Here is a 24,209-nt window from a genome sequence, read left to right as displayed (position 1 = left end):
AAAATGTTCGTAAACGATGAAAAAGAAGGAGTTTGTATGAAAATTGGAATCATTGGAGGAGGAGCGGTCGGCCTCTTATTTGCGGGTTATCTGGGCCGGTTATTTGATGTAACCCTGATCGTCAGGAGGGAGTCTCAAGTCCGTTCACTATCGGAAAATGGGGTAACCATCTATAAAGAAGGGTCGGCCATCACAACCAGGGTAGGAGCCGTACAAGAAACCGAAACGCAGAAGGAATTCGACGTTGTGATTGTGGCAGTAAAGGAATATGATCTCCCGTTACTTAGGCAGGGACTCGTCGAACTAGGAGCTCACGTGCCCCTTCTGTTTGTTCAAAATGGAATTGGTCATGTTGATTGGGTGAAATCATTACCTCATCGGCATCTGATCGCGGGCTCGGTGGATCACGGGGCCATGAAGGAAAATGACGCCGCCGTTCATCACTTAGGGGAAGCCGAGACGAATATTGCGTTAATTAGAGGGAATTGGCATGTGATAGAAGAAATAGTATTAAAGAGTACTGATTCCTTCCGGTTTTCAATCCGGAAAGACTTCGAGAAAATGCTTCTGACTAAGTTATTCGTCAATGTATCAATCAACCCGCTCACAGCTTTAACGGGTGTGACGAACGGTAAGCTTGTTGAAAACCCATATTTCCATAAATTACAGAAGGATTTATTCAACGAGATGCTTCTCTTATTTCCTCAAATGAAAGGAAATATTTCCTTCGAAAAAGTAGTCGATATCTGCCGGAATACATATCAAAACAGATCTTCCATGTTAAAAGACATAGAATCACAAAGAAGGACGGAAATTGAATCGATCATTGGCGTCCTTCTGGACAAAGCCCAAAAAGAACACCATTTTGTACCCATCATGAATCTACTTTACAAATTAGTTAAAGGAATAGAAAGAGAAGGTCTGGGGGGATAAAATGGCTTCCATTTTTTCGACGATCATTGCCATTTTCGTTATGATTCCATTTTTGGGGTATTTCATCAGTTTTATTCTTGCTAAGGAAATTTTAAAGAGTCACCGGAGAGCTGTGCATATCGCCATTGATATTACGACATTTCTCTTGATTGTATCTGTTCATTTCATTGTCATTGCCATATGGAGGACATCATATCTGTGGCTCATATTTATTGTGATCTGTTCAATCGGCGTGCTGTTTGCCGTCATGTATTGGAAAGCCAAGGGGGAGATCGACTACCCAAAAGTGCTCAGAGGATTCTGGCGGGTGAACTTCCTTTTGTTTTTTACTGCCTATATCACATTGATGATCACGGGCCTCGTCCTCCGAATCCTGGAACTGTATTAAAATTCAGCAGGCAAGTTTTTTCCTTTTCCTTATGTGGAATGATATACTCATCGTTAGGATATCAAGAGCTAGAAAAGGAGTAATTCATATGGAATTGGAAAGCTTAAACATTCCAGCAATAAATCAATTTGCGTCTAAATATTTAAAACAAGAAGAGCCTGTCACTTCTTTTTTTCATTATAATATCAATAAACCAGCCGTTTACGAGGAACGGATGGAGGATTTAGGGTCACGTACTTTCCCTAGGGAGGGTCTCTCAGAATGTATCTCTTCCTATATGAAAGGCCTGCCTTCTTCCGACAAAGTAGAAGAGGCACTTGAGAAACTGAGGGATAATGCGGTTACCGTCGTGGCGGGTCAACAGGCTGGTCTTTTGACAGGTCCTCTTTATACCATACATAAAATCATTTCAGTCATCCAATTGGCCAGGCAGCAGGAAGCGCGGTTGGGGCACCCGGTTGTACCGGTTTTTTGGATAGCAGGTGAAGATCACGATTATCAGGAAGTAAATCATATATACGTTGAAAAAGGATCAAAGCTTGAAAAGGTGGGGTATCCCGAGAGAGTATTGGACAAAAAGATGACCTCTCATATAACGTATTCCAACTCAGTGATGAAGAAATGGCTTGATGACATTCTCGTCGCTTTAGGCGAAACGGAACATTCAAAACAGCTTTCGGTGGAGCTTCATCAGATGATCGATGAGGAAGAGTCGATCGTCCGCTTCTTTGCCCATATCGTCATGAGTCTATTCAAGGATTTCGGATTACTGGTCATCGATTCCTCCCACCCTCCGCTAAGAAAGCTGGAAGCGGCACACTTTCGTCATCTGATTGAAAACAGCCAGTCGATTACGGATGCGGTCCTTCTGCAACAGCGTGACATACGAGAAAGTGGTTTTCATACTCAGCTGGAGATCTCTCCCACTGCCGCCAATCTTTTTCTTCAGATTCAGAATGAGAGGGCGTTGTTAGATCGGGATGGGGATACGTTTTTTGAAAAAAATAGCGGAAACACATACTCTTCCGTTGAGTTATTATCCATTTTGGAGAAAAGCCCTGAATCATTCAGCAATAATGTCGTCACAAGGCCGATGATGCAGGAATGGTTATTCCCGAACCTGGCGTTTATCGCGGGACCCGGTGAAATAGCCTACTGGGGAGAATTGAAAAGAGCGTTTGAATATGTAGACTTGAAGATGCCTCCCGTCGTGCCGCGATTAAATATCACCATAGTGGAAAGGGAGATAAATAAAAGGATCCAAGACCTCCAACTATCCCTTCACGGAGTGATTACAGAAGGGGTAACAACTGCCAGGGATGCCTTTTGGAAATCTCTTGAGCGTCCAGGGATAGAAAAGGAAATGAAAAGCATTCAGGATGAACTCGACCGCCGATATGAGGAAATCCGTAAACTGGCCGTCTCGATCGATCAAGGGTTAAATCCGATCCTTGATAAGAATCTTGAATTCCACCATGGTCAGTTCGATTATTTAAGAAAAAAAATTGACAAAGCGTTAAAAGATAAGCACTCCTTGATCTTCACCCAATTCACGAAAGTGGAAAACAGTATCAGACCAAATGAAGGACCACAGGAAAGAACGTGGAATGTCCTCTACTTCCTGAACAAATACGGCCCCACTTTCATAAGGGACTTGACCTCTCTGGATTATTCCTTTGATGGCACTCATAAAGTGATCTATATCTGATCAGTCAATATAAAAAAGGACCAAATTCGTTTTGATATGCGAATTTGGTCCTTTTTCTGTTGTTTAAAGACAAAATTCAACCTTGGAAATTTGTCTTTAAAAGCAGGAAAAACACTAATGAAAAATAGAGGAAATATTTTGCTGGGAAAGAATATAGAAAAGAGTGGAGAAAAGTGGGGGGATGTGGTACATTTGTGTTAGAAAGTGGGGGCAGTGCATATGTTCATGGGCGAATATCAACATAACATTGATAATAAAGGCCGTTTAATCGTACCTGCCAAGTTCCGTGATCATCTCGGGGATTCATTTGTCATCACCCGTGGACTTGATCAGTGCTTATTTGGTTACCCCATGGATGAATGGCGATCCCTTGAGGAAAAGCTTAAAGCCCTGCCGCTTACGAAAAAAGATGCCCGTGCCTTCACTCGATTTTTCTTCTCGGGGGCAACCGAGAGTGAACTGGATAAAACGGGAAGGGTGAATATTCCTGCTACACTTGTGAATTATGCACAATTGGATAAAGAATGCATTATTTTAGGAGTTTCCAATCGAATTGAGATTTGGAGTAAATCATTATGGGAAGACTATTTCACACAGTCTGAAGATTCATTTGCTGAGCTTGCAGAGAATATGGTGGGGTTTGATATATAGCCCACCACAAAACGTTCGATTGGAAAGGTGAAGTCAACATGTTTAAACATACAACTGTATTATTGAAAGAAACCGTAGATGGACTGGCTATCAAGGAAGATGGAGTCTATGTGGATTGTACGTTAGGCGGGGCGGGTCATAGTGAGTACCTGGCCGGAAAGCTTTCGTCCGAGGGGCATCTTTATTGCTTCGATCAGGATGAAACGGCCATCAACCATGCGAAAGAAAAGCTTGCAGCTTATCAGGACAGGGTGACATTCGTTCAATCAAATTTCCGGCATATCAAGGAAGAACTTGAACATCTCGGAGTACATAGTGTGGATGGGATTCTTTACGATCTGGGTGTGTCATCTCCTCAGCTGGATACTCCAGAAAGGGGCTTTAGTTATCACCACGATGCGCCTCTGGATATGAGAATGGACTTACAAGGCGAAGTAAGTGCTTATGATGTCGTCAACCATTGGTCGTTTGAAGATCTGGTCCGAATCTTTTACCGGTATGGTGAAGAAAAATTTTCGAAGCAGATTGCAAGGAAGATTGAAGCGGCACGCGAAGTGAAAGCAATCGAAACGACAGGTGAATTGGTAGAACTGATCAAGGAAGGGATTCCGGCACCTGCAAGACGAAAGGGTGGTCATCCTGCCAAAAGGGTCTTTCAAGCGATCCGAATTGCCGTCAACGATGAGCTTGGGGCCTTCGAGGATTCGTTGGAACAAGCCATAGGCCTTCTGCATAAGGGTGGAAGAGTGAGTGTCATTACGTTCCATTCTTTAGAAGACCGGATTTGTAAAACGATGTTCAAAGAAAAAGCATCAGGGCCGGACCTGCCACCGGGATTACCCATTATCCCGGAAGGATATGAAGCAGAACTTAAACTTGTAACGAGAAAACCGATCCTGCCGAGCAAAGAAGAGTTGGAAGAAAATAATCGAGCCAGGTCGGCTAAATTGAGAATCGCAGAAAAAAATATATAAAAAGAAGGAAACAGGAGGGAGAATTTTGAGTAACTTAGCGAGAAAGTATGAGCAGCAAAATGTTGAGAAATCCTATCAGTCCGTTCAAGCCAAACCCAAGCGTCTGAATGAAGAAAGAAGGTCCGTTGTCACACCGGGTGAGAAGATCCTTGTGGCCGTCTTCGCAATGGTATTTTGTATCCTGGCGGTTCAAATTGTTTCGACCCAGGCAGCCATCTATGATGTCAACAAAGAGGTACAGCACGTAGAAACGACCATTGAAAAGCAGGAAAAGGCGAACACTGACCTGAAACTTCAAGTAAGTGAACTAAGTACGTATGAGCGTATTCTCGAAAAAGCAAAGGAACTTGGACTTAACTTGAAAGAAAAGAACGTTAAGGTTGTTGAACAATAATGAAAAAAAGGCCAAGTATGAACATAGGGGCAGCCATCCTTTTCGGGATTTTCGGCTTGCTCTTTTTTGTATTAATGGTCCGCTTCGTCACCATTCAGGTCACGGGAGAAGCGGAAGGGAAGGTCCTGGCATCACAAGCGGCAAAAAAATATATTAAAAGTCATATCTTAGAAGCACATAGAGGAACCATCTTTGACGGGAAAGGGGAAGTCATCGCAGAGGATACATCCGCCTATACACTGGTTGCGATATTAGATCCAAGTATCACCAGTGATCCAAAGAAACCCAAGCATGTGACAGACCCTGAAAAAACGGCCAAAGTCCTCGCAAAGTATCTTGATATGAAGGAAAGTGACATTTATGACCGCTTAAACAAAAAAGGTCCCTATCAAGTTGAATTCGGTGCTGCAGGAAGAGATTTATCCCATCAGATGATGCTCGACATTAAAGAAGAAGATATCCCCGGCGTTACATTCAGGAAGGAAGCGAAGCGATTTTATCCTAACGGCTCCTTCGCCTCCCATCTTATCGGGTTTGCTCAGAAAAAAACCGACGACGAAGGGGATTCTACGACCGTGGGTAAAATGGGAGTGGAAGCAAGTTTCAATGATGTATTGAAAGGCAAGGATGGGTCTGTTTCTTATAAGAGTGATGTGTGGGGCTATCTCCTGCCGAATTCAGACGAACATGTTACACCGCCTGAAGATGGGGATGACCTATACCTGACCATCGATAAGAAGATCCAAACCTTCCTGGAAGAAGCAATGAATGAAGTCCAAAAAAAATACAAGCCCAAGAAAATGTTTGCGATCGTATCCGACCCGAAAACAGGGAAGATTCTTGCCATGAGCCAAAGGCCTACCTTCCACCCGGATACAAGAGAGGGGCTCCTGGATAACTGGACCAACATCATCGTTGAAGATACGTATGAACCAGGCTCAACGATGAAGTCTTTTTCCCTTGCAGCTGCAGTGAATGAAGGTAAGTTCAATCCGAATGAAACCTATGAATCTGGTAAGTATTATGTGGAAAATGTTCCAAACCCGATCCGGGATCACAATGGAGGAGAAGGTTGGGGAACAATTACCTTCCTTGAAGGCGTTCAAAGATCTTCCAATGTTGCATTTGCCAACCTATTGGATAAAATCGGATTCAAGAAATATGAAAACTATTTACATGATTTTGGATTTGGTGAAGCGACAGACGTAGGACTGCCAAATGAGGCATCGGGTTCGATCTTGTATCATTACCCGATTGAAAAATACACGACCATTTTCGGTCAAGGTACGACCGTCACACCGCTTCAAATGATTCAGGCGGAGTCGGCGATTGCCAATGATGGGAAAATGATGAAGCCTTATGTCATTTCAAAGATCGTCGATCCCAATACAAAAAAAGTCATCAAAGAGACGAAGCCTGAAGTTTCAGGAAGCCCCATCACAAAGGAAACAGCGATTAAGACGAGGGAATACCTGGAGACGACTGTCACATCTGAACATGGTACAGGACAGAAGTTTGCGATAGAAGGATATCGTGTCGGCGGTAAATCCGGTTCGGGTCAGATACCTGATCCATCGAATGGCCGTTATATGGTCGGAAAGGAAAATTATCTTTTCTCCTTTATGGGTATGGCCCCTATCGACGACCCTCAGTTAATCGTGTATGTCGGGGTCCAACAGCCTGAACTCGAACCGACTGAAATCGGATCGGATCCGGTCTCTGCGGTCTTCAATCCCGTCATGCAAAACAGCTTAAAGTACCTGAACATCAAACCTCAGGAAAAAGTGAGCCTGAAGAAACAATCACTCCCTGAAACGAGGGACATGAGCGTGGAAGAAGCAAAAAAAGAACTGGAAAAAGCAGGGGTGACTCCAGTTGTGGTCGGAAATGGTTCACAAGTGGTCAAACAGCTTCCTCAAGGCGGAAATGCCACTCTTGAAGGGGAAAGAGTCGTGATCAAAACCGATGGAGATATTACCATACCCGATATGAAGGGGTGGTCTGTAAGGGATGTCTTTAAGGTAGCCAATATCGCCGGTCTGAAGATTAATATGGTTGGAAATGGATATGCTTTCAGCCAGAATATACAGCCTGGGATAAAGGTCAAGAAAGATGAGCCACTCGTCGTCAACTTCAAGACCCCTGAAGAAGCGGCGGCACCGAAAGAAAAAGAAGAAGAACAGCTGAATTAACAAAAAGGGATGACTCAATTATCGGAGTCATCCCTTTTTATCCATCCATTTATAAAACCCTATTCCCCTGCCGAAAGCCCGGACTCTTTCATTGAATTCAAACATACCACCATGAGTCCAAGCATATAATGGAACGAGCCATAGAAGGGGAGGTTCCATTTGTGAAAAGAGTATCCAATGTAACGGTAAGGAAGAGGTTGGCAGTAGCGCTTATAGTAGGAGTCCTTATTTTCTCCATCATAGATATCCGGCTGGGGTATGTTCAGTTTTTTAAAGGGGACTGGCTTACCGGTTTGGCAAAAGACTCCTGGAGTCGAAATATCCCATTTCAACCTGAGAGAGGGAAAATAGTCGACCGAAATGGAGTAGAACTCGCAGGGAATCAAAGTGCACCGACCATATTTGTCGTTCCACGGCAAATTACGGACCCTCAAGGAACAGCGGATAAACTGGCAGCCGTTCTTAATATTTCAGTTGAGTCTGCATATAAATATGTAACACAGAAAGCCAATATGGTGCTGATAAAGGAAGCAAGGAAGATCTCGTATGAAAAAGCGAAAGAGGTAAGGGATTTAAATTTGAAGGGCGTTTACTTAGGCGAGGATTCTAAGCGTTATTATCCATATGGAAGTTATTTATCCCATGTTCTCGGCTTCGCAGGAATCGATAATCAAGGGCTCATGGGGCTCGAACTTTCTTATGATGAAGAGCTTAGTGGAGATAAAGGGTATGTGAAATTCTTCTCCGATGCCAAAGGAAAGAGAATGCCTGATATGGCCGATGATTTTGAAAAGCCGGAGAATGGATTGGATTTAAAGTTAACGATCGATACCAAAGTGCAAACCATCGTTGAGCGTGAATTGGATATCGCAGAGGCGACGTATGATCCAGATGGCATCATCGCCATCGCCATGAATCCTAAGAATGGTGAAATACTCGCCATGTCGAGCAGGCCGACATTTGATCCGGCTAATTTCCGCAATGTGCCCCAGGAGATCTATAATCGGAATTTACCGATTTGGAGCACGTATGAACCGGGATCCACGTTCAAGATCATTACGCTTGCAGCAGCCCTCGAAGAGAAAAAGGTGGATCTCTATAAAGAAACCTTTCATGACCCAGGGCATATCGAAGTGGCAGGGTCGACTCTTCACTGTTGGAAGCGCGGGGGACACGGGACACAAACATTTCTTGAAGTGGTTCAGAACTCATGTAACCCTGGATTTGTCGAGTTGGGTCAAAGGTTAGGGAAAGAAAAATTATTCAGTTATATCCATGATTTTGGTTTTGGTGAGAAGACGGGGATCGATCTGCAAGGGGAAGGGAAGGGGATTCTCTTTAACCTCGACCGTGTCGGTCCTGTAGAACAGGCGACAACCGCATTTGGCCAGGGGGTGGCCGTTACCCCTATTCAACAGGTCGCAGCAGTGTCAGCGGCAGTCAATGGAGGAATATTGTATCAGCCCTATATCGCAAAAGAGCTTATCGACCCTTCAACCGGAGAAGTGGTCATGAGAAAGAGCCCTCAGATCAAGAAAAGGGTCATTTCCGAAGAAACGTCAAAGCAGATTCGGGAAGCGTTGGAAAGTGTAGTGGCCAAAGGAAGCGGAAAGAAAGCGTTTGTAGATGGTTACCGGGTAGGGGGAAAGACGGGGACAGCGCAGAAGGCAAAGGATGGTAAGTACCTGGAAAACAATCATATCGTTTCCTTCATGGGAGTGGCTCCTGCAGATGACCCTCAGATTGTGGTGTATGTCGCTGTCGATAATCCGAAGGGGACGATTCAATTCGGTGGGGTCGTGGCAGCCCCGATCGGAGGGAGTATCATAGGTGATAGTCTGGAGGCAATGGGGGTACCGAAGCGTAAAGGTCAAATTGAAAAAGAGATGACGTGGACCGACACTCCGTTGATTGAAACCCCGGATCTGGTCGGATTGACGAAAAATGAACTGCAGGAACAACTGGTGAATCTTGACCTGGATGTAAGCGGAAGCGGTGAAAAGGTGGTAAGTCAGTCTCCGGACCCGGGAGTGAAAATAAAACAGGGTTCAAAGGTCAGGGTATATCTATCTGAAGAATAGTGGCTGATAAGGTCTACACGATCGTCATTTCATGATATACTTTTCATTTATGCCGGGGATTTGGACGGATGAATCCCCGGGGTATAAAGTGTCAGTCCTCGTGACGTAAAAAAGATATCGAACTAAGTTAAAAGGTTGATAGCTTTCATTCATATTTTTTTGTAAAATATAAAAAGGTTGCTTTCTGCCTGTGAGGAGTTGAAAGGATGAGATTGCACACTTTGCTGGAAGTACTACCGTTTTTCTCAGTACATGGTGAAGGGAATCCGGATATTTCAAACATCGCGAATCACCACAAGAAAGTAAAGAATGGTGATTTATTTATTTGTATCAATGGATTGGAAATCGATAGCCACTCTCTTGCAGAGGTGGCAGAGAAGAATGGTGCAGCAGCGATCCTTGCAGAAAGGAGACTGGATGCAGGCATTCCTGTCATCATTGTTCCCGATACGAAGAAAGCGATGGCGATTCTAGCGGACCATTTTTATAAACAGCCCTCCCATCAGCTGCTTTTGGTCGGAGTGACGGGGACGAATGGCAAAACCACGACGACCCATCTCATCGATCATGTTTTTACTCAAAGTGGGATGAAGACAGGATTGATTGGAACCCTGCATATCAAAGTGGGGGAGGAGTTGGAGGTCAGCCATAATACGACGCCTGACAGTTTGACCCTTCAGCAGACGTTCAGACGATTTTGCGATAAAGGGGTGCGGTCCGCCATCATGGAAGTTTCTTCACATGCTTTGGATCAAGGACGTGTGCACGGGTGTGACTATGACATAGCAGTGTTTACGAACCTGACGCAGGATCATCTGGATTATCATAAAACAATGGAAGACTACCGTAATGCAAAAGGCTTATTGTTTTCTCAATTAGGGAATACTTATTTCAAGAAATCCCCTAAGTATGCCATTATTAATAAGGACGATGATGCATCTGATTATTTCATCAAGTCCACAGCCGCCCATGTCGTTACATATGGACTGTCTCCATCAGCTGACTTCCATGCAAAAGATGTGGTCCTTCGGGCAACAGAGTCGGTCTTCACCCTTGTCACACCATTTGGGGAACGGGAAATGGTTTTAAAGTATGCAGGGAAATTTAATGTATACAACGCCCTGGCTGCAATAGCGACAGCGTTTGCTGCGGGTATACCAATTGATGAAAGTATAAGGAGCCTCGAGAAAGCCAAAGGGGTCAGGGGACGGTTTGAAACCATTTCAGAAGGTCAGCCCTATTCGGTCATCGTCGACTATGCCCATACTCCGGATGGCTTGAAGAATGTGTTAGAGACCATCCGGACGATTACAAACGGACATGTAATTGTAGTGGTAGGATGCGGAGGGGACAGGGATAGGATCAAGAGGCCGATCATGGCGGAGATTGCCTGTGATTATGGCGATTATGCCATTTTCACTTCTGATAATCCGAGGACAGAGGATCCGGAGGCCATCTTAAAGGATATGGAAGCCGGAGTGGTCGGCAAGCAATATCAATTGATCGTTGATCGCAAAGAAGCGATCAAAGAAGCCTTGAGCCTTGCGAAACCGGAAGATGTCGTGCTGATTGCAGGGAAAGGGCATGAAACCTATCAGATCATCGGGAATCATGTATACGATTTTGATGACCGGGAAGTGGCAAGACACTTCATCAAGGGGTTGTAGGAATGCTCCTTTATGATGAAGTGAGAAAAAAGTTTCCGGAAACCAGAGGAATCCATTTGCCTGGCTACTCCTTTTTAGTAGTTTCAAATTCAACTAGGATGGGAATGGAGAAAGGACTATATATACCTGCAGGTGATGAAGTGAACCTTTTTAGGAGCATTGAAAAAGGAGCGATTGCTTCCCTTTGGCGAAAGGGTGAAGAAATCCCATCATTTGTCCCCAATCACTTTCCGTTATTTATAGTTGAAGATGTATATAGGGCTTATTTATACTTACAAGAGAGTTACAAACAAAATTACAATCAAGAAAAGTGGGAAATTATGACGAAGTTTATTTTTAGCAGTGAATCTGAAAAACATCAAACAATTGATATGTCTGTAGAGGGATCTATACAGGATCCAACCGATGGAATGGGAGGGGAATGACGATGATGGAACAAGTGATCTTTTTTACCATCATAATGGCGTTTCTCATAACCGTATTGCTTGCCCCATTATTCATCCCTTTCCTCAGAAGATTGAAGTTTGGACAAAGCATCAGGGATGAAGGTCCCGAGTCGCATCAAAAAAAGACCGGTACACCAACTATGGGTGGAATTGTGTTCTTAGTATCCATCGTCATCACGACATTTGTTATGACCGGTAAATATTCAGAACCGGGCCCTGAAACGTATTTAATGATCCTCGTGACCGTTGGATTTGGTTTATTGGGTTTCCTGGATGACTTTATAAAAGTCGTGATGAAAAGGAATTTAGGTTTGACCTCCAAGCAGAAGCTGCTAGGACAGATTGTCATATCGGTGATCTTCTATCTTATCTTTAAACAAAACGACTTTCCGACCACTGTTTCGATACCACTGACGGATTTTTCGTTTGAATTAGGCTGGTTTTATTGCTTGTTCATTATTTTTTGGCTTGTTGGATTTTCAAACGCCGTCAATCTGACGGATGGTCTGGACGGTTTGGTGTCCGGAACAAGTGCCATTGCATTCGGGGCACTGGCTGTACTTGCGTGGAGCCAATCCCAATATGATGTTGCCATCTTCGGAGTAGCGGTGGTGGGGGCGGTTCTTGGCTTCCTCGTCTTCAATGCCCATCCCGCCAAAGTATTCATGGGAGATACGGGCTCACTTGCACTCGGAGGCGCAATCGCCACGATCGCCATTCTAACCAAGCTTGAAATCATATTAATCCTTATTGGGGGAGTATTCGTCATTGAGACTCTTTCCGTCATCTTACAAGTGGCAAGCTTCAAAACAACAGGAAAACGAATTTTCAAAATGAGCCCATTGCACCACCACTATGAGCTGGTCGGTTGGTCGGAGTGGCGTGTCGTCGTTACGTTTTGGACTGTGGGATTACTTTTTGCCGTTTTAGGAATCTATATTGAGGTGTGGTTATAAGTGAAAAACATTACAAAATTCAAACATAAAAAAGTATTGGTATTAGGGTTGGCAAAAAGTGGGGTAAGTGCTGCCTCTCTCCTACATAAGTTAGAAGCATTTGTTACGGTCAATGACCAAAAGCCTTTATCGGCAAATCCCGAAGCTCAAGGTCTCCTGCAGGAAGGGATTAAAGTCATATGCGGCAGTCATCCCATCGAGCTTCTCGATGAAGGCTTTCAATATGTCATTAAGAATCCGGGTATCCCATATCATAACCCGCTGATAAAAAAAGCGATGGAGAAGAATATTCCCGTTTTAACAGAAGTCGAGCTCGCTTATCTCATTTCAGAGGCGGAAATGATCGGGATCACGGGAACCAATGGAAAAACCACCACCACGACACTGTTATTCGAAATGTTGAAAGAGGATAACCAAAAGCCTCTGATCGCGGGGAATATTGGAACCGTTGCTTCTGAAGTGGCCCAGGATGCGAAAGAGGACGAAAAGATGGTAGTCGAACTATCTTCCTTCCAACTGATGGGGACCCAGGAATTCGCTCCGCACATTGCCATCATTACAAATTTGTATGATGCCCATCTGGATTACCATGGAGACTTGAACGAATATTGGAAAGCAAAATCCAATATTACAAAAAACCAAACCGAAAAAGACTATCTCATCATTAACGGAGACCAAGAGCATGTACAGGATACGGTCAGCTTTACAAAAGCCCAGGTGATTCGCTTTTCAACCGAAAAGGAAATAGAAGGCGGTGCCTATATTAAGGATCGTGCGATCTATTTCAAGGACGAAAAAGTGGTGGATTTATCCTCCATCGTCCTTCCTGGAGCGCATAACCTTGAAAATATCCTATGTGCCGTTGCAGCCTGTAAAATATATGGGGTGTCAAATGATAGTATCAAAAAGGTATTGAGTACGTTCGGCGGAGTGAAACATCGGACTCAATTCGTCCGGGAAATGAATGGCATCAAATTTTACAATGATTCTAAAGCAACGAACAGCCTGGCGACGAAAAGTGCGCTTAAAGCATTTGAATCCCCTACTATACTGCTTGCAGGGGGATTGGATCGCGGAAATGAATTTGATGACCTGATTCCATTCCTCGGAAACGTCAAAACATTGATCACCTTTGGAGAGACCTCTGAGAAGTTCGTGAAGACTGGGGAAAAGGCAGGGATACAAACGATTATTCCTGTCGATAATGTTGAAAAGGCGGTTCCGGTTGCGTATGAGCATGCACGGGAAGGGGATATCGTATTATTGTCCCCTGCATGTGCAAGCTGGGATCAATATCGTACTTTTGAACAACGCGGTGACATGTTTATCGAGGCCGTGCATAAGCTTTAATAAGGGCTTGTCCATATAGAGCATCCATACTTACACAACCAGTCATTCAATCCGGGATCAGTAGTTTTCTATGCTCGAACGGCTCTAAATTTGTCTATTCGAGGTGTTTAGGATTGCCTTTAAAAAAATCGACTCCCGATTTTATACTCATTGTGGTTACGCTCACTTTGCTTGCGATTGGACTGGTCATGGTATACAGTGCGAGTGCTGTATGGGCAGATTACAAATTTAATGACTCCTTTTTCTTTGCAAAAAGACAGGTGCTCTTCGCAGGTGTAGGATTATTCGCCATGTTTTTCATCATGAACGTAGAGTACTGGACATGGAGAAACTGGTCAAAGATCATCATTATCGTATGCTTCGTCCTCCTTGTGCTCGTTCTCATTCCCGGCATAGGGGTGCTCCGGAACGGTTCGAGGAGCTGGATCGGGGTGGGGGCCTTCTCCATTCAGCCTTCGGAGTTTATGAAACTCGCCATGATCGCTTTTCTATCAAAGTATTTATCTGAGAACCAAAAGTATATTACTTCTTTTAGAAAAGGAGTACTTCCAGCACTTTTACTTGTGTTTACGGCTTTTGGAATGATCATGCTCCAGCCGGACTTGGGGACGGGTACCGTCATGGTGGGGACTTCTGTGGTGATGATCTTCATATCCGGGGCCCGGATCAAACATTTCGTAGGACTCGGCATGATCGGTTTGCTTGGGTTTGTGGGACTCGTCATTTCTGCTCCTTACCGGATTAAACGGATCACATCCTTTTTAGATCCCTGGCAGGATCCGCTCAATAGCGGTTTCCAGATCATTCAGTCCCTGTATGCCATCGGACCTGGTGGATTATTCGGTTTAGGTCTTGGACAGAGCAGACAGAAGTTCTTTTATTTACCGGAACCTCAAAACGACTTTATATTTGCTATTTTAGCAGAGGAACTTGGATTTATAGGGGGAACTCTGGTATTGATCCTGTTTTCATTGATTTTGTGGAGAGGGATCAGGATCGCATTGGGGGCACCTGACTTATTTGGCAGCTTCCTGGCTCTGGGGATCGTTTCTATGATTGCCATCCAGGTGATGATCAACGTAGGGGTCGTGACGGGTCTGATGCCCGTAACCGGGATTACACTTCCATTCCTGAGCTACGGGGGATCCTCTTTGACCCTTATGCTCATGGCTGTAGGGGTCCTGTTGAATATAAGCCGCTACTCGAGGAACTAATGCTTTATCTAAAGAGATTGACTCATGAAAAATGGCACGAAAAAGTGAATGGTGAGAGAAGACCTCACCACTCCTTCCCATTTTTCTCAGTCGGTCTCTTTTTTGTATCTGATATATTACGAAGAAAATCCTTCTGTTGAATGAAATAACGATAGGATATTTACGTTTTCGATGTTACAATAAATTACATATACGTAATTCATTTTGATCATACCTTTTCAAAATAAAGGAGAGTTTGTTACTTTTGTTAACCAAAACTTTTACAATTCAATGACATGCATTCATTATGGTGAAATTGTTGTTTAAAATAGGGTTCAAGAGTGAAATACATAGGATGGCCCTTCTTTTGGAAAGCGAATGAAAGTACATATACGAAAAGCGGTATGGACAATCCATCTTAGGGTGACTGTAGGTCAATTCTCCAAAAATAGGCCATTAACCCTGCATCACTCATTTTATTTGCCATTAATAGGGCATATGGCAGAAAATAACGTTCTATTCCTCTTTTAACATGTTATTCCTTCGTATAGAATAGAAGGTATCCCAATGTAAAGAGTACTTTCATTATAAGACATGACGAGTTCAGCTTACTCATGGCATAATGAATTCAAAGTGAAATTGAGGAGAACGAAATGAAAAAAGAAAATGTTGTTTCCCTTGAAGATCGTATTCCTAAACTAAAACAACACCGAAAAAAGAAAGCAAACCGCAGGCTTCTGTTTTTACTTTCTTTATTCTTTCTGATGATATTGTCGGTTGTATACTTTCAATCGCCCTTGAGTCATGTAAACAAAGTGTCCGTTCATGGGAATGAACTTATATCCAATAAGACGGTTCTTCAAAAAAGTGGAATTGACAAAGGTATGAATGTATGGAGTGTAAGCAAAGAGAAAACGGTCGAGCAATTAAAGAAACTTCCTGAAGTAAAGGATGCGAAAGTGGAATTATCCTTTCCGAATTCATTCGACATTACCATTCAAGAATATGATAAAAAAGCGTATCTCTCAAAGGGGAATAAATTTTTTGTCATTTTGGAAAATGGGAAGGTCCTGGATAAAGGGACCGGATCGATTCCTGTGGATGCACCTCTATTGAGGGGATTCGAAGAAGATAAGGTCCTGGTTAAAATGGTGAACGAATTAGGGGAACTTCCAAAAGAAGTGCAGCATCTCATCTCAGAGATCAACCTCGTTCCCAAGAAGACAGACCAATATCACTTGACTCTATTTATGAATGATGGGTTCGAAGTGAGTGCGACCATCCGGAGTTTCTCTGAAAAGATGGTTCATTATCCTTCGATTGTCAGCCAATTAGACCCTTCGGTAAAAGGGGTCATTGACCTGGAGGTCGGTTCTTACTTCAGAGCATACGAAACGGAAGGTGAACAAACGGATGAAGAGGATGAAGGTGAGAGGTAAGCACGTGGTCCTCTCTCTTGTATGTCTGGTTTTGGGTTTCATCCTTGCTTTTTCATTCAGTCTGGCAAATACAGAACAAAAAGAGCTCGGGAGCCGGACAAATGGTCAATGGAAACAGGAAGAAACATTAAGAGATCAAATCCTCGAGTACCAGCAGAAGAATAATCGTCTGCAGGAAAAACTTTATGAGAAACAGGAGAAGGTCGGCAATATGGAGAAGGAATTCTCCAAAGAGAAGCAAATTTATTTCAACCTGGCAGAGGATGCCGAGAAGTACCGTATGTACTTAGGCAAAACGAAAGTGAAGGGGCCGGGGGTAACGGTGACCTTGTCCGATGCGAAATATGACCCGGAGGAAGAAAACGCGAATAATTATATTGTCCATGAACATCACGTTTTTAAGGTGATCAATGAATTATATATTGCAGGTGCCTCTGCGGTTGCCATCAACGGACAAAGACTTAAGCATGATTCATACATACTGTGTAACGGTCCGGTCATTCAGATTGATGGCATCGAGTACCCTGCCCCGTTCAAAATAACGGCAATCGGAGATCCGGAAGTGCTGTCTTCCGCCATGAATATCACAGGCGGGGTGAAGGATCAGTTGGTGAATGAAAATATCATATTTGAGATGAAAAAAGAAAATTCGGTCATCCTCGAACCCACGATCGGCGAATCATGAGCCGGCTCCAATTGAAGTAAGCGATACAGGTGAGGGTCAGGTCCCGAAAGTAAGGTGCAATAAATGGACAACAAACTTAAAATCAGCTTTACCGTCATTACGGTCATCATCGGGTTTATGATTGCCATTCAGTTCCAGACTGTCAAAGAGCCAGTTGTCCGGGACACCAGAGATATCTGGGAACTGAGAGAAGCGCTTCTGAAAGAAAAGGAAGTCAATTCCAACTTATTATCGGAAACGCGTTCTGTGGAAGCGAAGTTGGAGCAGTATAAAACCGAGCAGCAATCAAGCCCGGAGCAGGCTTTAAAGCAAACGTTAGAAGAATTGAAGACTGAAATGGGGCTGACGGAAAAAACGGGTCCGGGTCTTATCCTGACGATCGAGCCTTCGATGGAGGAAATCCTCCTCGGTGAAAAAGTTCAGAATGTTTCACCCGAACTTCTGGAGAGGCTTGTAAATGAACTGAATCAGTATGATGCAGTAGATATCGCGATTGACGGCCATCGTTTAATCAATACGTCAGTCATCCGTGATATCAATGGAGAAACGAAGGTGGACGGTAATTCAATAAAGAAAATACCGTTTGAAGTCATGGTGTTGACCAAGGATGTAAATGCAGCCAAGGACCTGTATAACCGCATGCAGGTTTCAAGATCCGTTGAAGATTTCTTTATCGATAACCTCCGGGTCAGCATTTCAAAGCCTTTAGAAAAGCTCACGGTTCCAGAATATAAAGATACGATTCGGATCCGTTTTATGGAACCGGTTAAGGAAAGGGGAGGGAACGAATAATATGTGGCTTCCCGTTTTAGGGTTGCTAGTAGGGGTCGTCCTCGGGCTTCTTACAGATATTAGGATTCCAGAAGAGTATTCCAATTATTTATCGATTGCGGTCCTCGCAGCATTGGATACATTATTTGGCGGTATTCGTGCCCACCTCCAAAATATTTATGATGACAAGGTCTTTGTTTCTGGATTCTTTTTTAATATTTTACTAGCAGCAAGTTTAGCTTTTCTGGGCGTACATCTTGGTGTAGACTTATATTTGGCGGCTGTTTTTGCTTTTGGGGTAAGATTATTCCAAAACATTGCAGTGATTAGAAGAATAATGATTAGCAATTGGTCAAATAATCAAGAAAAAAGAGAAAAAAATTAGAATTTTAAAAGGGAATCGTTTTTGTTACGACGAATATCATATTAAGATATACTTAGAATCATGTTTTCTAGGATTGTTGTTCCAAATAAACATTCTTTAAGGAGGTGCCATAGAGTGAACAGCAATGAAATTTACGTTAGCCTAGACATCGGTACATCCACAGTGAAAGTAATCATTGGTGAAATGACAAATGATTCCTTAAACATAATCGGTGTAGGAAATGTGAACTCAGAAGGAATCAGAAAAGGTTCCATCGTAGATATAGACGAAACTGTTCATACAATCAAGAAGGCAGTTGAACAAGCTGAAAGGATGGTCGGTTTATCCATAAGCCAGGTCATCGTAGGTATAACAGGAAACCATGTGTCACTTCAATCCTGTCATGGTGTGGTGGCAGTGTCGAGTGACAACAGGGAGATCGGGGATGAAGACGTTCTAAGAGTGATGGATGCAGCCCAGGTTGTATCGATTCCTCCAGAAAGGGAAATCATCAACGTAATCCCAAGACAGTTCATCGTTGATGGATTGGATGAGATTACAGATCCAAGGGGTATGATCGGTGTTCGACTTGAAATGGAAGGCACCATCATTACGGGATCTAAGACGATTTTACATAATACTCTCCGTTGTGTAGAAAAAGCCGGCCTTGAAATTGTCGATATCGTCCTTCAGCCTTTAGCCGCAGGTACGGTTGCCTTATCAAAGGATGAAAAGAACCTGGGAGCTGCCCTGATCGACATAGGTGGCGGTTCTACGACGATTGCCGTTTTCGAACAGGGGCACCTGAAAGCGACAACTGTGTTGCCCGTAGGCGGGGAGCATATCACGAAGGATTTGTCGATCGGATTACGAACCTCAACGGACGACGCTGAAAAAATCAAAACAAAATATGGACATGCATTCTATGACCATGCGTCAGAAGATGAAGTGTTCAGCGTGCCAATTATTGGCAGCGATCAACATCAGCAATTTAATCAATTAGAAATTTCTGATATCATAGAAGCAAGGCTTGAAGAGATCCTGGACCTCATCAGCCACGAGCTGAAACGATTGGGAATCAGGGACCTGCCGGGTGGATATGTTCTAACTGGTGGTGTAGCAAATCTTCCAGGTGTGTTAGAATTAGCACAAATCGTTTTCCAAAATCGTGTACGTGTGGCAATTCCTGATTATATAGGTGTACGGGAACCCCAGTATACGACAGCGGTCGGATTGATTAAATACGCTCAAAAGAATGCTAGATTGCAAGGAAGATCTGTAAGCGCAGAACCAGTGCCCGTAGAGGCCGCTGAGAAGCGTCAATCAAAACCTGTGAATAAAAAGCCGAAGCCTGCAAAGGTAAAAGAAGAAGAACATGAAGATGAAAAGGCCATGTCAAAAGTGAAAAAGTTCTTTGGATACTTCTTTGAATAAATAAAGGAATCCATAGATTCGACGAGTTAGGAGGATTTGTCATGTTGGAGTTTGATACAAATTTAGATTCATTAGCGACAATAAAAGTTATTGGTGTCGGTGGCGGAGGAAACAACGCCGTAAACCGCATGATCGAGCACGGCGTACAGGGTGTTGAATTTATCGCTGTCAACACGGATGCACAGGCTTTGAATCTATCAAAAGCTGAAATAAAGATGCAAATCGGTGGCAAATTAACCAGGGGATTAGGAGCAGGTGCGAATCCTGAAGTAGGTAAAAAAGCTGCTGAAGAGAGTAAAGAGCAGATCGAAGAAGCCCTTAGAGGAGCAGATATGGTCTTTGTCACTGCCGGAATGGGTGGAGGAACCGGAACTGGTGCAGCTCCGGTCATTGCCCAAATCGCCCGGGAAATCGGCGCATTGACGGTCGGTGTCGTGACACGTCCGTTTACATTCGAAGGCAGAAAGCGTTCAAATCAGGCAAGTGGTGGTATCGCTGCAATGAAAGAAGGCGTGGACACCCTTATCGTCATCCCGAATGATCGCCTTCTGGAGATCGTAGATAAGAGTACTCCGATGCTTGAAGCTTTCCGTGAAGCTGATAATGTACTGCGTCAAGGTGTACAAGGTATCTCGGATCTTATCGCTACACCTGGTCTTATCAATCTGGACTTTGCAGATGTTAAGACGATCATGTCTAACAAAGGTTCAGCCCTGATGGGGATCGGTGCAGCATCCGGTGAGAACCGTGCAACTGAAGCAGCGAAAAAGGCCGTTTCAAGTCCTTTGCTTGAGACATCCATCGATGGAGCCCAAGGTGTCCTGATGAATATCACAGGGGGGACTTCATTAAGCCTTTATGAAGTTCAGGAAGCTGCTGATATCGTAGCTTCTGCATCTGATCAAGAAGTAAATATGATCTTCGGTTCCGTCATCAACGAAGATTTAAAAGATGATATCGTCGTTACCGTCATTGCGACCGGGTTCAATGAAGAGGTCATTCAACCTCCGAAACAAACCCGACCAACTTTCGGTGGGATGAAACCAAATCAAAGTCCTAACCCTAGCCAATCGGTGAAACGGGAACAGCCTAAACGTGAAGAGCAGCCTCAACAGCAGGAGCCTGTGAGAACATCTTCTAATCAAGGTGCGGAAGAAACATTGGACATTCCAACCTTCCTTCGCAATAGAAACCGTCGTCGTTAATAATGGAATAGAAATAAGAATCCCCCAGGGCATCAAGCCTTGGGGGATTTTTATTTCTATAGGATCCAAAATACAATCTAAAAACCATAGGTTGGAGGTATCTGTTGCATCCATATTTAATGACATTTTTCGTTCATATCTCCGAAAACTTTTCCGTGGGAGCATACAAAAAATGACAACCTTTAAAAAGGATGTACGATATACTTCTGATAAGTCATTCCGGTCTTTATCAGAATGGAATTGTGAGGTGTTACAAGGAGGGGAGAGATTGACTTTATATCTGGATGTCATTTGGTTGTTAAATCTGTTAGTAGACTTTTTCTTATTATGGTTAACAGGAATCATCTTAAAGAGACAATACGCCCTCTGGAGAATAGCGATCGGGAGTCTGATAGGCTCAGTCATTATTCTCCTCGCTTTTTCACCATTTGCTCACTTTACTGGAAACCCCTTAGTCAAGTTATTATTTTCCGTTGTCATGGTGTATTCAGCTTTTGGTTATAGAAGATGGCGCCACTATATGTCAAACCTTCTTATGTTTTATTTCGTCACCTTTTTTACGGGTGGAATATTAATTGGGACTCATTATTTTATCAGCTTCGATCCAAGCACGGAATCATCCATGCTGCTTGCTAGCATACGCGGGTTTGGTGACCCGATAAGCTGGGTATTTGTGATGCTCGCCTTGCCGCTTGCCTGGTACTTTTCTAAGGGAAGGGTGGATAGTATCGAGCATGTGAAGCTCCAATATGATCAGCTCCTGAAAGTCAAGATCCAGATCGATGATTTTCATTGTACTGTAAACGGTCTTGTGGACAGTGGGAATCAACTTCAGGATCCCATTTCAAAAAGTCCGGTGATGATTCTATCCATTGCTGAAATCGAGGGTGAGATCCCGGATGAAATGAAGGCACTTTGCCATGATGTAGATGACATTTTTTCGGGTGAGAAACAGATCGATACCCGCTGGTCTGACAGGATGCGTATCGTTCCAGCACAATCAGTGGGAAGAAGCAGTCAGCTTTTGGCAGCGATAAAGCCTGATTCATTGGTACTCAGTGATCATGAAGCAGAATGGACCATACCAAATGGGTTAGTCGCCTTTAGGGAGGAACCCTTATCGGCCGATGGCCAATTCGGGGCGATCGTCCATCCGAAAATGGCTGCAAGAAAGCCGGTGCTTAACGTTTCGTAATTCAATTAATACTACTATACTCACAATTTAAAGAAATAGAAGGGGGAGCAACAATGAAAAAATTCAAATTCAAATTTTTATATTACTGGTACAAACTGTTAATCAAGCTGGGTCTGAAGACAGACGAAATTTACTACATAGGTGGTAGTGAAGCGCTCCCTCCACCGTTGACAAAGGAAGAGGAAGAAGTCCTCCTCCATAAATTGCCGAAAGGTGACAAGGCAGCGCGGTCCTTATTGATAGAACGTAATTTAAGACTGGTGGTATATATCGCCAGAAAGTTTGAAAACACAGGCATCAATATAGAAGATCTGATCAGTATCGGCACCATCGGCCTTATTAAAGCGGTCAATACCTTCAATCCCGAGAAAAAAATCAAGTTGGCGACCTACGCTTCGAGATGTATAGAGAATGAAATTCTTATGTACTTAAGAAGGAACAACAAGATCCGTTCGGAAGTCTCATTTGACGAACCCCTTAATATCGATTGGGATGGAAATGAATTGCTGTTATCAGATGTACTCGGGACGGATGAAGATATCATTACAAAAGACCTTGAAGCAACAGTGGATAAAAAATTACTCTTCAATGCCCTGCATCAGCTTTCAGATCGAGAAAAACAAATAATGGAGCTTCGATTCGGATTGATGGGAGAAGAGGAAAAAACCCAGAAAGATGTAGCTGATATGCTTGGAATTTCCCAGTCCTATATTTCCCGTTTGGAAAAACGGATTATTAAGCGCCTGAAAAAGGAATTCAATAAAATGGTTTGATCTTTAAAGCTGACTTTTTCAATTGAAAAGGTCAGCTTTTTAATGTGATCTGGAATAAAAAAATTTTTTTAGCTTTTTGAGTCAGTTATCGTAAGGGATTTGGAACGCACCCGCCACTGCCTGTCAGAATGAAATGCATATTTTTCCTCTTCAAGGAAATACTGAATTTTGTACAGCAGCTCCTACAAGGAGGGGAAAGAATGACACGTAATAAAGTCGAGATTTGTGGTGTGGATACGTCCAAATTGCCAGTACTCAAAAATGATGAAATGAGAATTTTATTCAAGGAAATGCAAGCGGGGGATATCTCTGCGAGAGAAAAACTGGTCAACGGGAATTTACGCCTCGTCTTAAGTGTAATTCAACGCTTTAATAACCGTGGTGAGTATGTTGATGATTTATTTCAAGTAGGGTGTATCGGATTAATGAAATCCATCGATAATTTTGATTTGGGTCAAAACGTTCGATTCTCTACATACGCGGTTCCGATGATCATTGGGGAAATCCGTCGATATTTGAGGGACAATAACCCGATAAGGGTATCCCGTTCACTGCGGGATATTGCGTACAAAGCTCTGCAAGTAAGGGAGAAATTAATGGGGGAGACATCCAAGGAGCCGACTGCGGAAGAAATAGCCAAAGTTCTTGATGTATCCCACGAAGAAATCGTATTCGCACTGGATGCCATTCAAGATCCCGTTTCGCTGTTTGAACCCATCTATAATGATGGAGGAGACCCCATATTCGTCATGGATCAGCTGAGCGACGAAAAGAATCGCGATTTCCACTGGATCGAAGAAATTGCCCTTCAAGAAGGAATGAGACGTTTAAATGATCGTGAAAAACTCATTATCAGCAAACGCTTCTTTCAAGGAAAAACCCAAATGGAAGTCGCAGACGAAATCGGCATCTCCCAAGCGCAAGTATCAAGACTGGAAAAAGCAGCAATTAAACAAATGAACAAAAATATTCAATAAGGTTAAGAAAAAGGCGGATCTCCACACGGAAGGTCTGCCTTTTTTTTTGATGCATACACTTATAATATCTACTATAAAAAGGTGAAGTGTATCACCGTTATCAACCGATAAGGAACTTCATGAAAAGAGGGTGAAGAAGTATGGTGCGTATATCAGAATTCCAGGTGAAGGATGTTGTCAGTATTTCAGATGGGAGGAAATTGGGGAATATCGGTGACATTGAGATCAATCTGGATACTGGAAGAATCGAGGCAATCGTTATAGGCACTGGGGGAAAAATATTGGGGTTTTTCGGGAAAGACGAAGATATCGTGATTCCTTGGAGCAGTATCGTAAAGATTGGGGAAGACGTCATCCTTGTCCGATATAAAGACAGCCATTATATACAAGGACAGCTTCAGGAACCGAAACAATCCCCCGATACATGACGAAT

At 43.3% G+C, this 24,209-nt stretch carries 23 protein-coding genes; all 23 read left to right on the top strand.

Annotation, left to right across the window (positions count from 1 at the left end; translation table 11 throughout):
• Nucleotides 1-36 precede the first annotated feature (36 nt).
• On the top strand, nt 37-933 hold the full coding sequence (locus N5C46_RS05460; protein ID WP_261751225.1) for a ketopantoate reductase family protein: 897 nt from the start codon (nt 37-39) through the stop codon (nt 931-933).
• Nucleotide 934: 1 nt separating this feature from the next.
• A complete protein-coding gene (locus N5C46_RS05455) occupies nt 935-1,321 on the top strand; it encodes a DUF3397 domain-containing protein (RefSeq protein ID WP_261751224.1) in 387 nt (128 codons plus the stop codon).
• 88 nt (nt 1,322-1,409) lie between these two features.
• Nucleotides 1,410-3,029, top strand: a complete 1,620-nt coding sequence (bshC, locus tag N5C46_RS05450) for a bacillithiol biosynthesis cysteine-adding enzyme BshC (protein WP_261751223.1) — start codon at nt 1,410-1,412, stop codon at nt 3,027-3,029.
• A gap of 219 nt (nt 3,030-3,248) precedes the next feature.
• Entirely contained in the window at nt 3,249-3,680 is a 432-nt protein-coding gene (mraZ, locus tag N5C46_RS05445) for a division/cell wall cluster transcriptional repressor MraZ (protein ID WP_034755875.1), read from the top strand.
• 38 nt (nt 3,681-3,718) lie between these two features.
• Nucleotides 3,719-4,654 carry a 16S rRNA (cytosine(1402)-N(4))-methyltransferase RsmH gene (gene rsmH, locus N5C46_RS05440; protein WP_261751222.1) on the top strand — a complete coding sequence of 312 codons (936 nt, stop codon included), beginning with the start codon at nt 3,719-3,721 and terminating at the stop codon, nt 4,652-4,654.
• Between the two features lie 25 nt (nt 4,655-4,679).
• Complete coding sequence (gene ftsL / locus N5C46_RS05435) at nt 4,680-5,048, top strand: cell division protein FtsL (RefSeq protein ID WP_261751221.1); 369 nt, start codon at nt 4,680-4,682, stop codon at nt 5,046-5,048.
• A complete protein-coding gene (locus tag N5C46_RS05430; protein ID WP_261751220.1) occupies nt 5,048-7,240 on the top strand; it encodes a penicillin-binding protein in 2,193 nt (730 codons plus the stop codon). The genes ftsL and N5C46_RS05430 overlap by 1 nt, the downstream gene beginning before the upstream one ends.
• Before the next feature lie 161 nt (nt 7,241-7,401).
• Nucleotides 7,402-9,321 carry a stage V sporulation protein D gene (locus tag N5C46_RS05425; protein ID WP_261751219.1) on the top strand — a complete coding sequence of 640 codons (1,920 nt, stop codon included), beginning with the start codon at nt 7,402-7,404 and terminating at the stop codon, nt 9,319-9,321.
• Nucleotides 9,322-9,527: 206 nt separating this feature from the next.
• Nucleotides 9,528-10,988 (top strand): UDP-N-acetylmuramoyl-L-alanyl-D-glutamate--2,6-diaminopimelate ligase, encoded by a 1,461-nt coding sequence (locus N5C46_RS05420; RefSeq protein WP_261751218.1) that lies wholly within the window; start codon nt 9,528-9,530, stop codon nt 10,986-10,988.
• 2 nt (nt 10,989-10,990) lie between these two features.
• On the top strand, nt 10,991-11,413 hold the full coding sequence (locus N5C46_RS05415; RefSeq protein WP_261751217.1) for a hypothetical protein: 423 nt from the start codon (nt 10,991-10,993) through the stop codon (nt 11,411-11,413).
• 2 nt (nt 11,414-11,415) lie between these two features.
• Nucleotides 11,416-12,390 (top strand): phospho-N-acetylmuramoyl-pentapeptide-transferase, encoded by a 975-nt coding sequence (gene mraY / locus N5C46_RS05410; RefSeq protein WP_261751216.1) that lies wholly within the window; start codon nt 11,416-11,418, stop codon nt 12,388-12,390.
• Nucleotides 12,391-13,740, top strand: a complete 1,350-nt coding sequence (gene murD, locus N5C46_RS05405; protein WP_261751215.1) for a UDP-N-acetylmuramoyl-L-alanine--D-glutamate ligase — start codon at nt 12,391-12,393, stop codon at nt 13,738-13,740.
• Nucleotides 13,741-13,853: 113 nt separating this feature from the next.
• Nucleotides 13,854-14,954: a stage V sporulation protein E gene (spoVE, locus tag N5C46_RS05400; RefSeq protein WP_034755851.1), complete on the top strand. Its 1,101-nt coding sequence runs from the start codon at nt 13,854-13,856 to the stop codon at nt 14,952-14,954.
• A 632-nt stretch (nt 14,955-15,586) separates the two neighbouring features.
• Nucleotides 15,587-16,372, top strand: a complete 786-nt coding sequence (locus tag N5C46_RS05395; RefSeq protein WP_034755849.1) for a cell division protein FtsQ/DivIB — start codon at nt 15,587-15,589, stop codon at nt 16,370-16,372.
• Nucleotides 16,356-17,057 (top strand): DUF881 domain-containing protein, encoded by a 702-nt coding sequence (locus N5C46_RS05390; RefSeq protein WP_261752287.1) that lies wholly within the window; start codon nt 16,356-16,358, stop codon nt 17,055-17,057. The genes N5C46_RS05395 and N5C46_RS05390 overlap by 17 nt, the downstream gene beginning before the upstream one ends.
• A 63-nt stretch (nt 17,058-17,120) precedes the next feature.
• Nucleotides 17,121-17,849, top strand: a complete 729-nt coding sequence (locus N5C46_RS05385; RefSeq protein ID WP_261751214.1) for a DUF881 domain-containing protein — start codon at nt 17,121-17,123, stop codon at nt 17,847-17,849.
• Nucleotide 17,850: 1 nt separating this feature from the next.
• Entirely contained in the window at nt 17,851-18,213 is a 363-nt protein-coding gene (locus tag N5C46_RS05380) for a small basic family protein (RefSeq protein WP_034755840.1), read from the top strand.
• 114 nt (nt 18,214-18,327) lie between these two features.
• Complete coding sequence (gene ftsA / locus N5C46_RS05375) at nt 18,328-19,626, top strand: cell division protein FtsA (protein WP_061809829.1); 1,299 nt, start codon at nt 18,328-18,330, stop codon at nt 19,624-19,626.
• Between the two features lie 41 nt (nt 19,627-19,667).
• On the top strand, nt 19,668-20,831 hold the full coding sequence (gene ftsZ, locus N5C46_RS05370) for a cell division protein FtsZ (protein WP_061809828.1): 1,164 nt from the start codon (nt 19,668-19,670) through the stop codon (nt 20,829-20,831).
• 268 nt (nt 20,832-21,099) lie between these two features.
• Nucleotides 21,100-22,026 carry a sigma-E processing peptidase SpoIIGA gene (gene spoIIGA / locus N5C46_RS05365; protein ID WP_261751213.1) on the top strand — a complete coding sequence of 309 codons (927 nt, stop codon included), beginning with the start codon at nt 21,100-21,102 and terminating at the stop codon, nt 22,024-22,026.
• Nucleotides 22,027-22,079: 53 nt separating this feature from the next.
• Nucleotides 22,080-22,799, top strand: a complete 720-nt coding sequence (gene sigE / locus N5C46_RS05360; protein ID WP_034755828.1) for an RNA polymerase sporulation sigma factor SigE — start codon at nt 22,080-22,082, stop codon at nt 22,797-22,799.
• 200 nt (nt 22,800-22,999) lie between these two features.
• Nucleotides 23,000-23,776 carry an RNA polymerase sporulation sigma factor SigG gene (gene sigG / locus N5C46_RS05355; RefSeq protein ID WP_060669863.1) on the top strand — a complete coding sequence of 259 codons (777 nt, stop codon included), beginning with the start codon at nt 23,000-23,002 and terminating at the stop codon, nt 23,774-23,776.
• A gap of 140 nt (nt 23,777-23,916) precedes the next feature.
• The gene (locus tag N5C46_RS05350) at nt 23,917-24,204 is read left to right on the top strand and encodes a YlmC/YmxH family sporulation protein (RefSeq protein WP_034755825.1); all 288 of its coding nucleotides are present in this window, start codon (nt 23,917-23,919) and stop codon (nt 24,202-24,204) included.
• Nucleotides 24,205-24,209: the final 5 nt, after the last annotated feature.

The organism is Rossellomorea vietnamensis, assembly GCF_025398035.1.
Classification (GTDB): domain Bacteria; phylum Bacillota; class Bacilli; order Bacillales; family Bacillaceae_B; genus Rossellomorea; species Rossellomorea vietnamensis_B.
Note: the sequence above shows the minus strand (reverse complement) of the source record. Positions and strands in the feature narration are given on the sequence as shown.

Bases quoted from the DNA above. Each gene is read 5' to 3' on its own strand.
- N5C46_RS05460 (WP_261751225.1), top strand. From the start codon at position 37: ATGAAAATTGGAATCATTGGAGGAGGAGCGGTCGGCCTCTTATTTGCG.
- N5C46_RS05455 (WP_261751224.1), top strand. From the start codon at position 935: ATGGCTTCCATTTTTTCGACGATCATTGCCATTTTCGTTATGATTCCA.
- bshC (WP_261751223.1), top strand. From the start codon at position 1,410: ATGGAATTGGAAAGCTTAAACATTCCAGCAATAAATCAATTTGCGTCT.
- mraZ (WP_034755875.1), top strand. From the start codon at position 3,249: ATGTTCATGGGCGAATATCAACATAACATTGATAATAAAGGCCGTTTA.
- rsmH (WP_261751222.1), top strand. From the start codon at position 3,719: ATGTTTAAACATACAACTGTATTATTGAAAGAAACCGTAGATGGACTG.
- N5C46_RS05430 (WP_261751220.1), top strand. From the start codon at position 5,048: ATGAAAAAAAGGCCAAGTATGAACATAGGGGCAGCCATCCTTTTCGGG.
- N5C46_RS05420 (WP_261751218.1), top strand. From the start codon at position 9,528: ATGAGATTGCACACTTTGCTGGAAGTACTACCGTTTTTCTCAGTACAT.
- N5C46_RS05415 (WP_261751217.1), top strand. From the start codon at position 10,991: ATGCTCCTTTATGATGAAGTGAGAAAAAAGTTTCCGGAAACCAGAGGA.
- mraY (WP_261751216.1), top strand. From the start codon at position 11,416: ATGATGGAACAAGTGATCTTTTTTACCATCATAATGGCGTTTCTCATA.
- N5C46_RS05395 (WP_034755849.1), top strand. From the start codon at position 15,587: ATGAAAAAAGAAAATGTTGTTTCCCTTGAAGATCGTATTCCTAAACTA.
- N5C46_RS05390 (WP_261752287.1), top strand. From the start codon at position 16,356: ATGAAGGTGAGAGGTAAGCACGTGGTCCTCTCTCTTGTATGTCTGGTT.
- N5C46_RS05385 (WP_261751214.1), top strand. From the start codon at position 17,121: ATGGACAACAAACTTAAAATCAGCTTTACCGTCATTACGGTCATCATC.
- N5C46_RS05380 (WP_034755840.1), top strand. From the start codon at position 17,851: ATGTGGCTTCCCGTTTTAGGGTTGCTAGTAGGGGTCGTCCTCGGGCTT.
- ftsZ (WP_061809828.1), top strand. From the start codon at position 19,668: ATGTTGGAGTTTGATACAAATTTAGATTCATTAGCGACAATAAAAGTT.
- sigE (WP_034755828.1), top strand. From the start codon at position 22,080: ATGAAAAAATTCAAATTCAAATTTTTATATTACTGGTACAAACTGTTA.
- sigG (WP_060669863.1), top strand. From the start codon at position 23,000: ATGACACGTAATAAAGTCGAGATTTGTGGTGTGGATACGTCCAAATTG.
- N5C46_RS05350 (WP_034755825.1), top strand. From the start codon at position 23,917: ATGGTGCGTATATCAGAATTCCAGGTGAAGGATGTTGTCAGTATTTCA.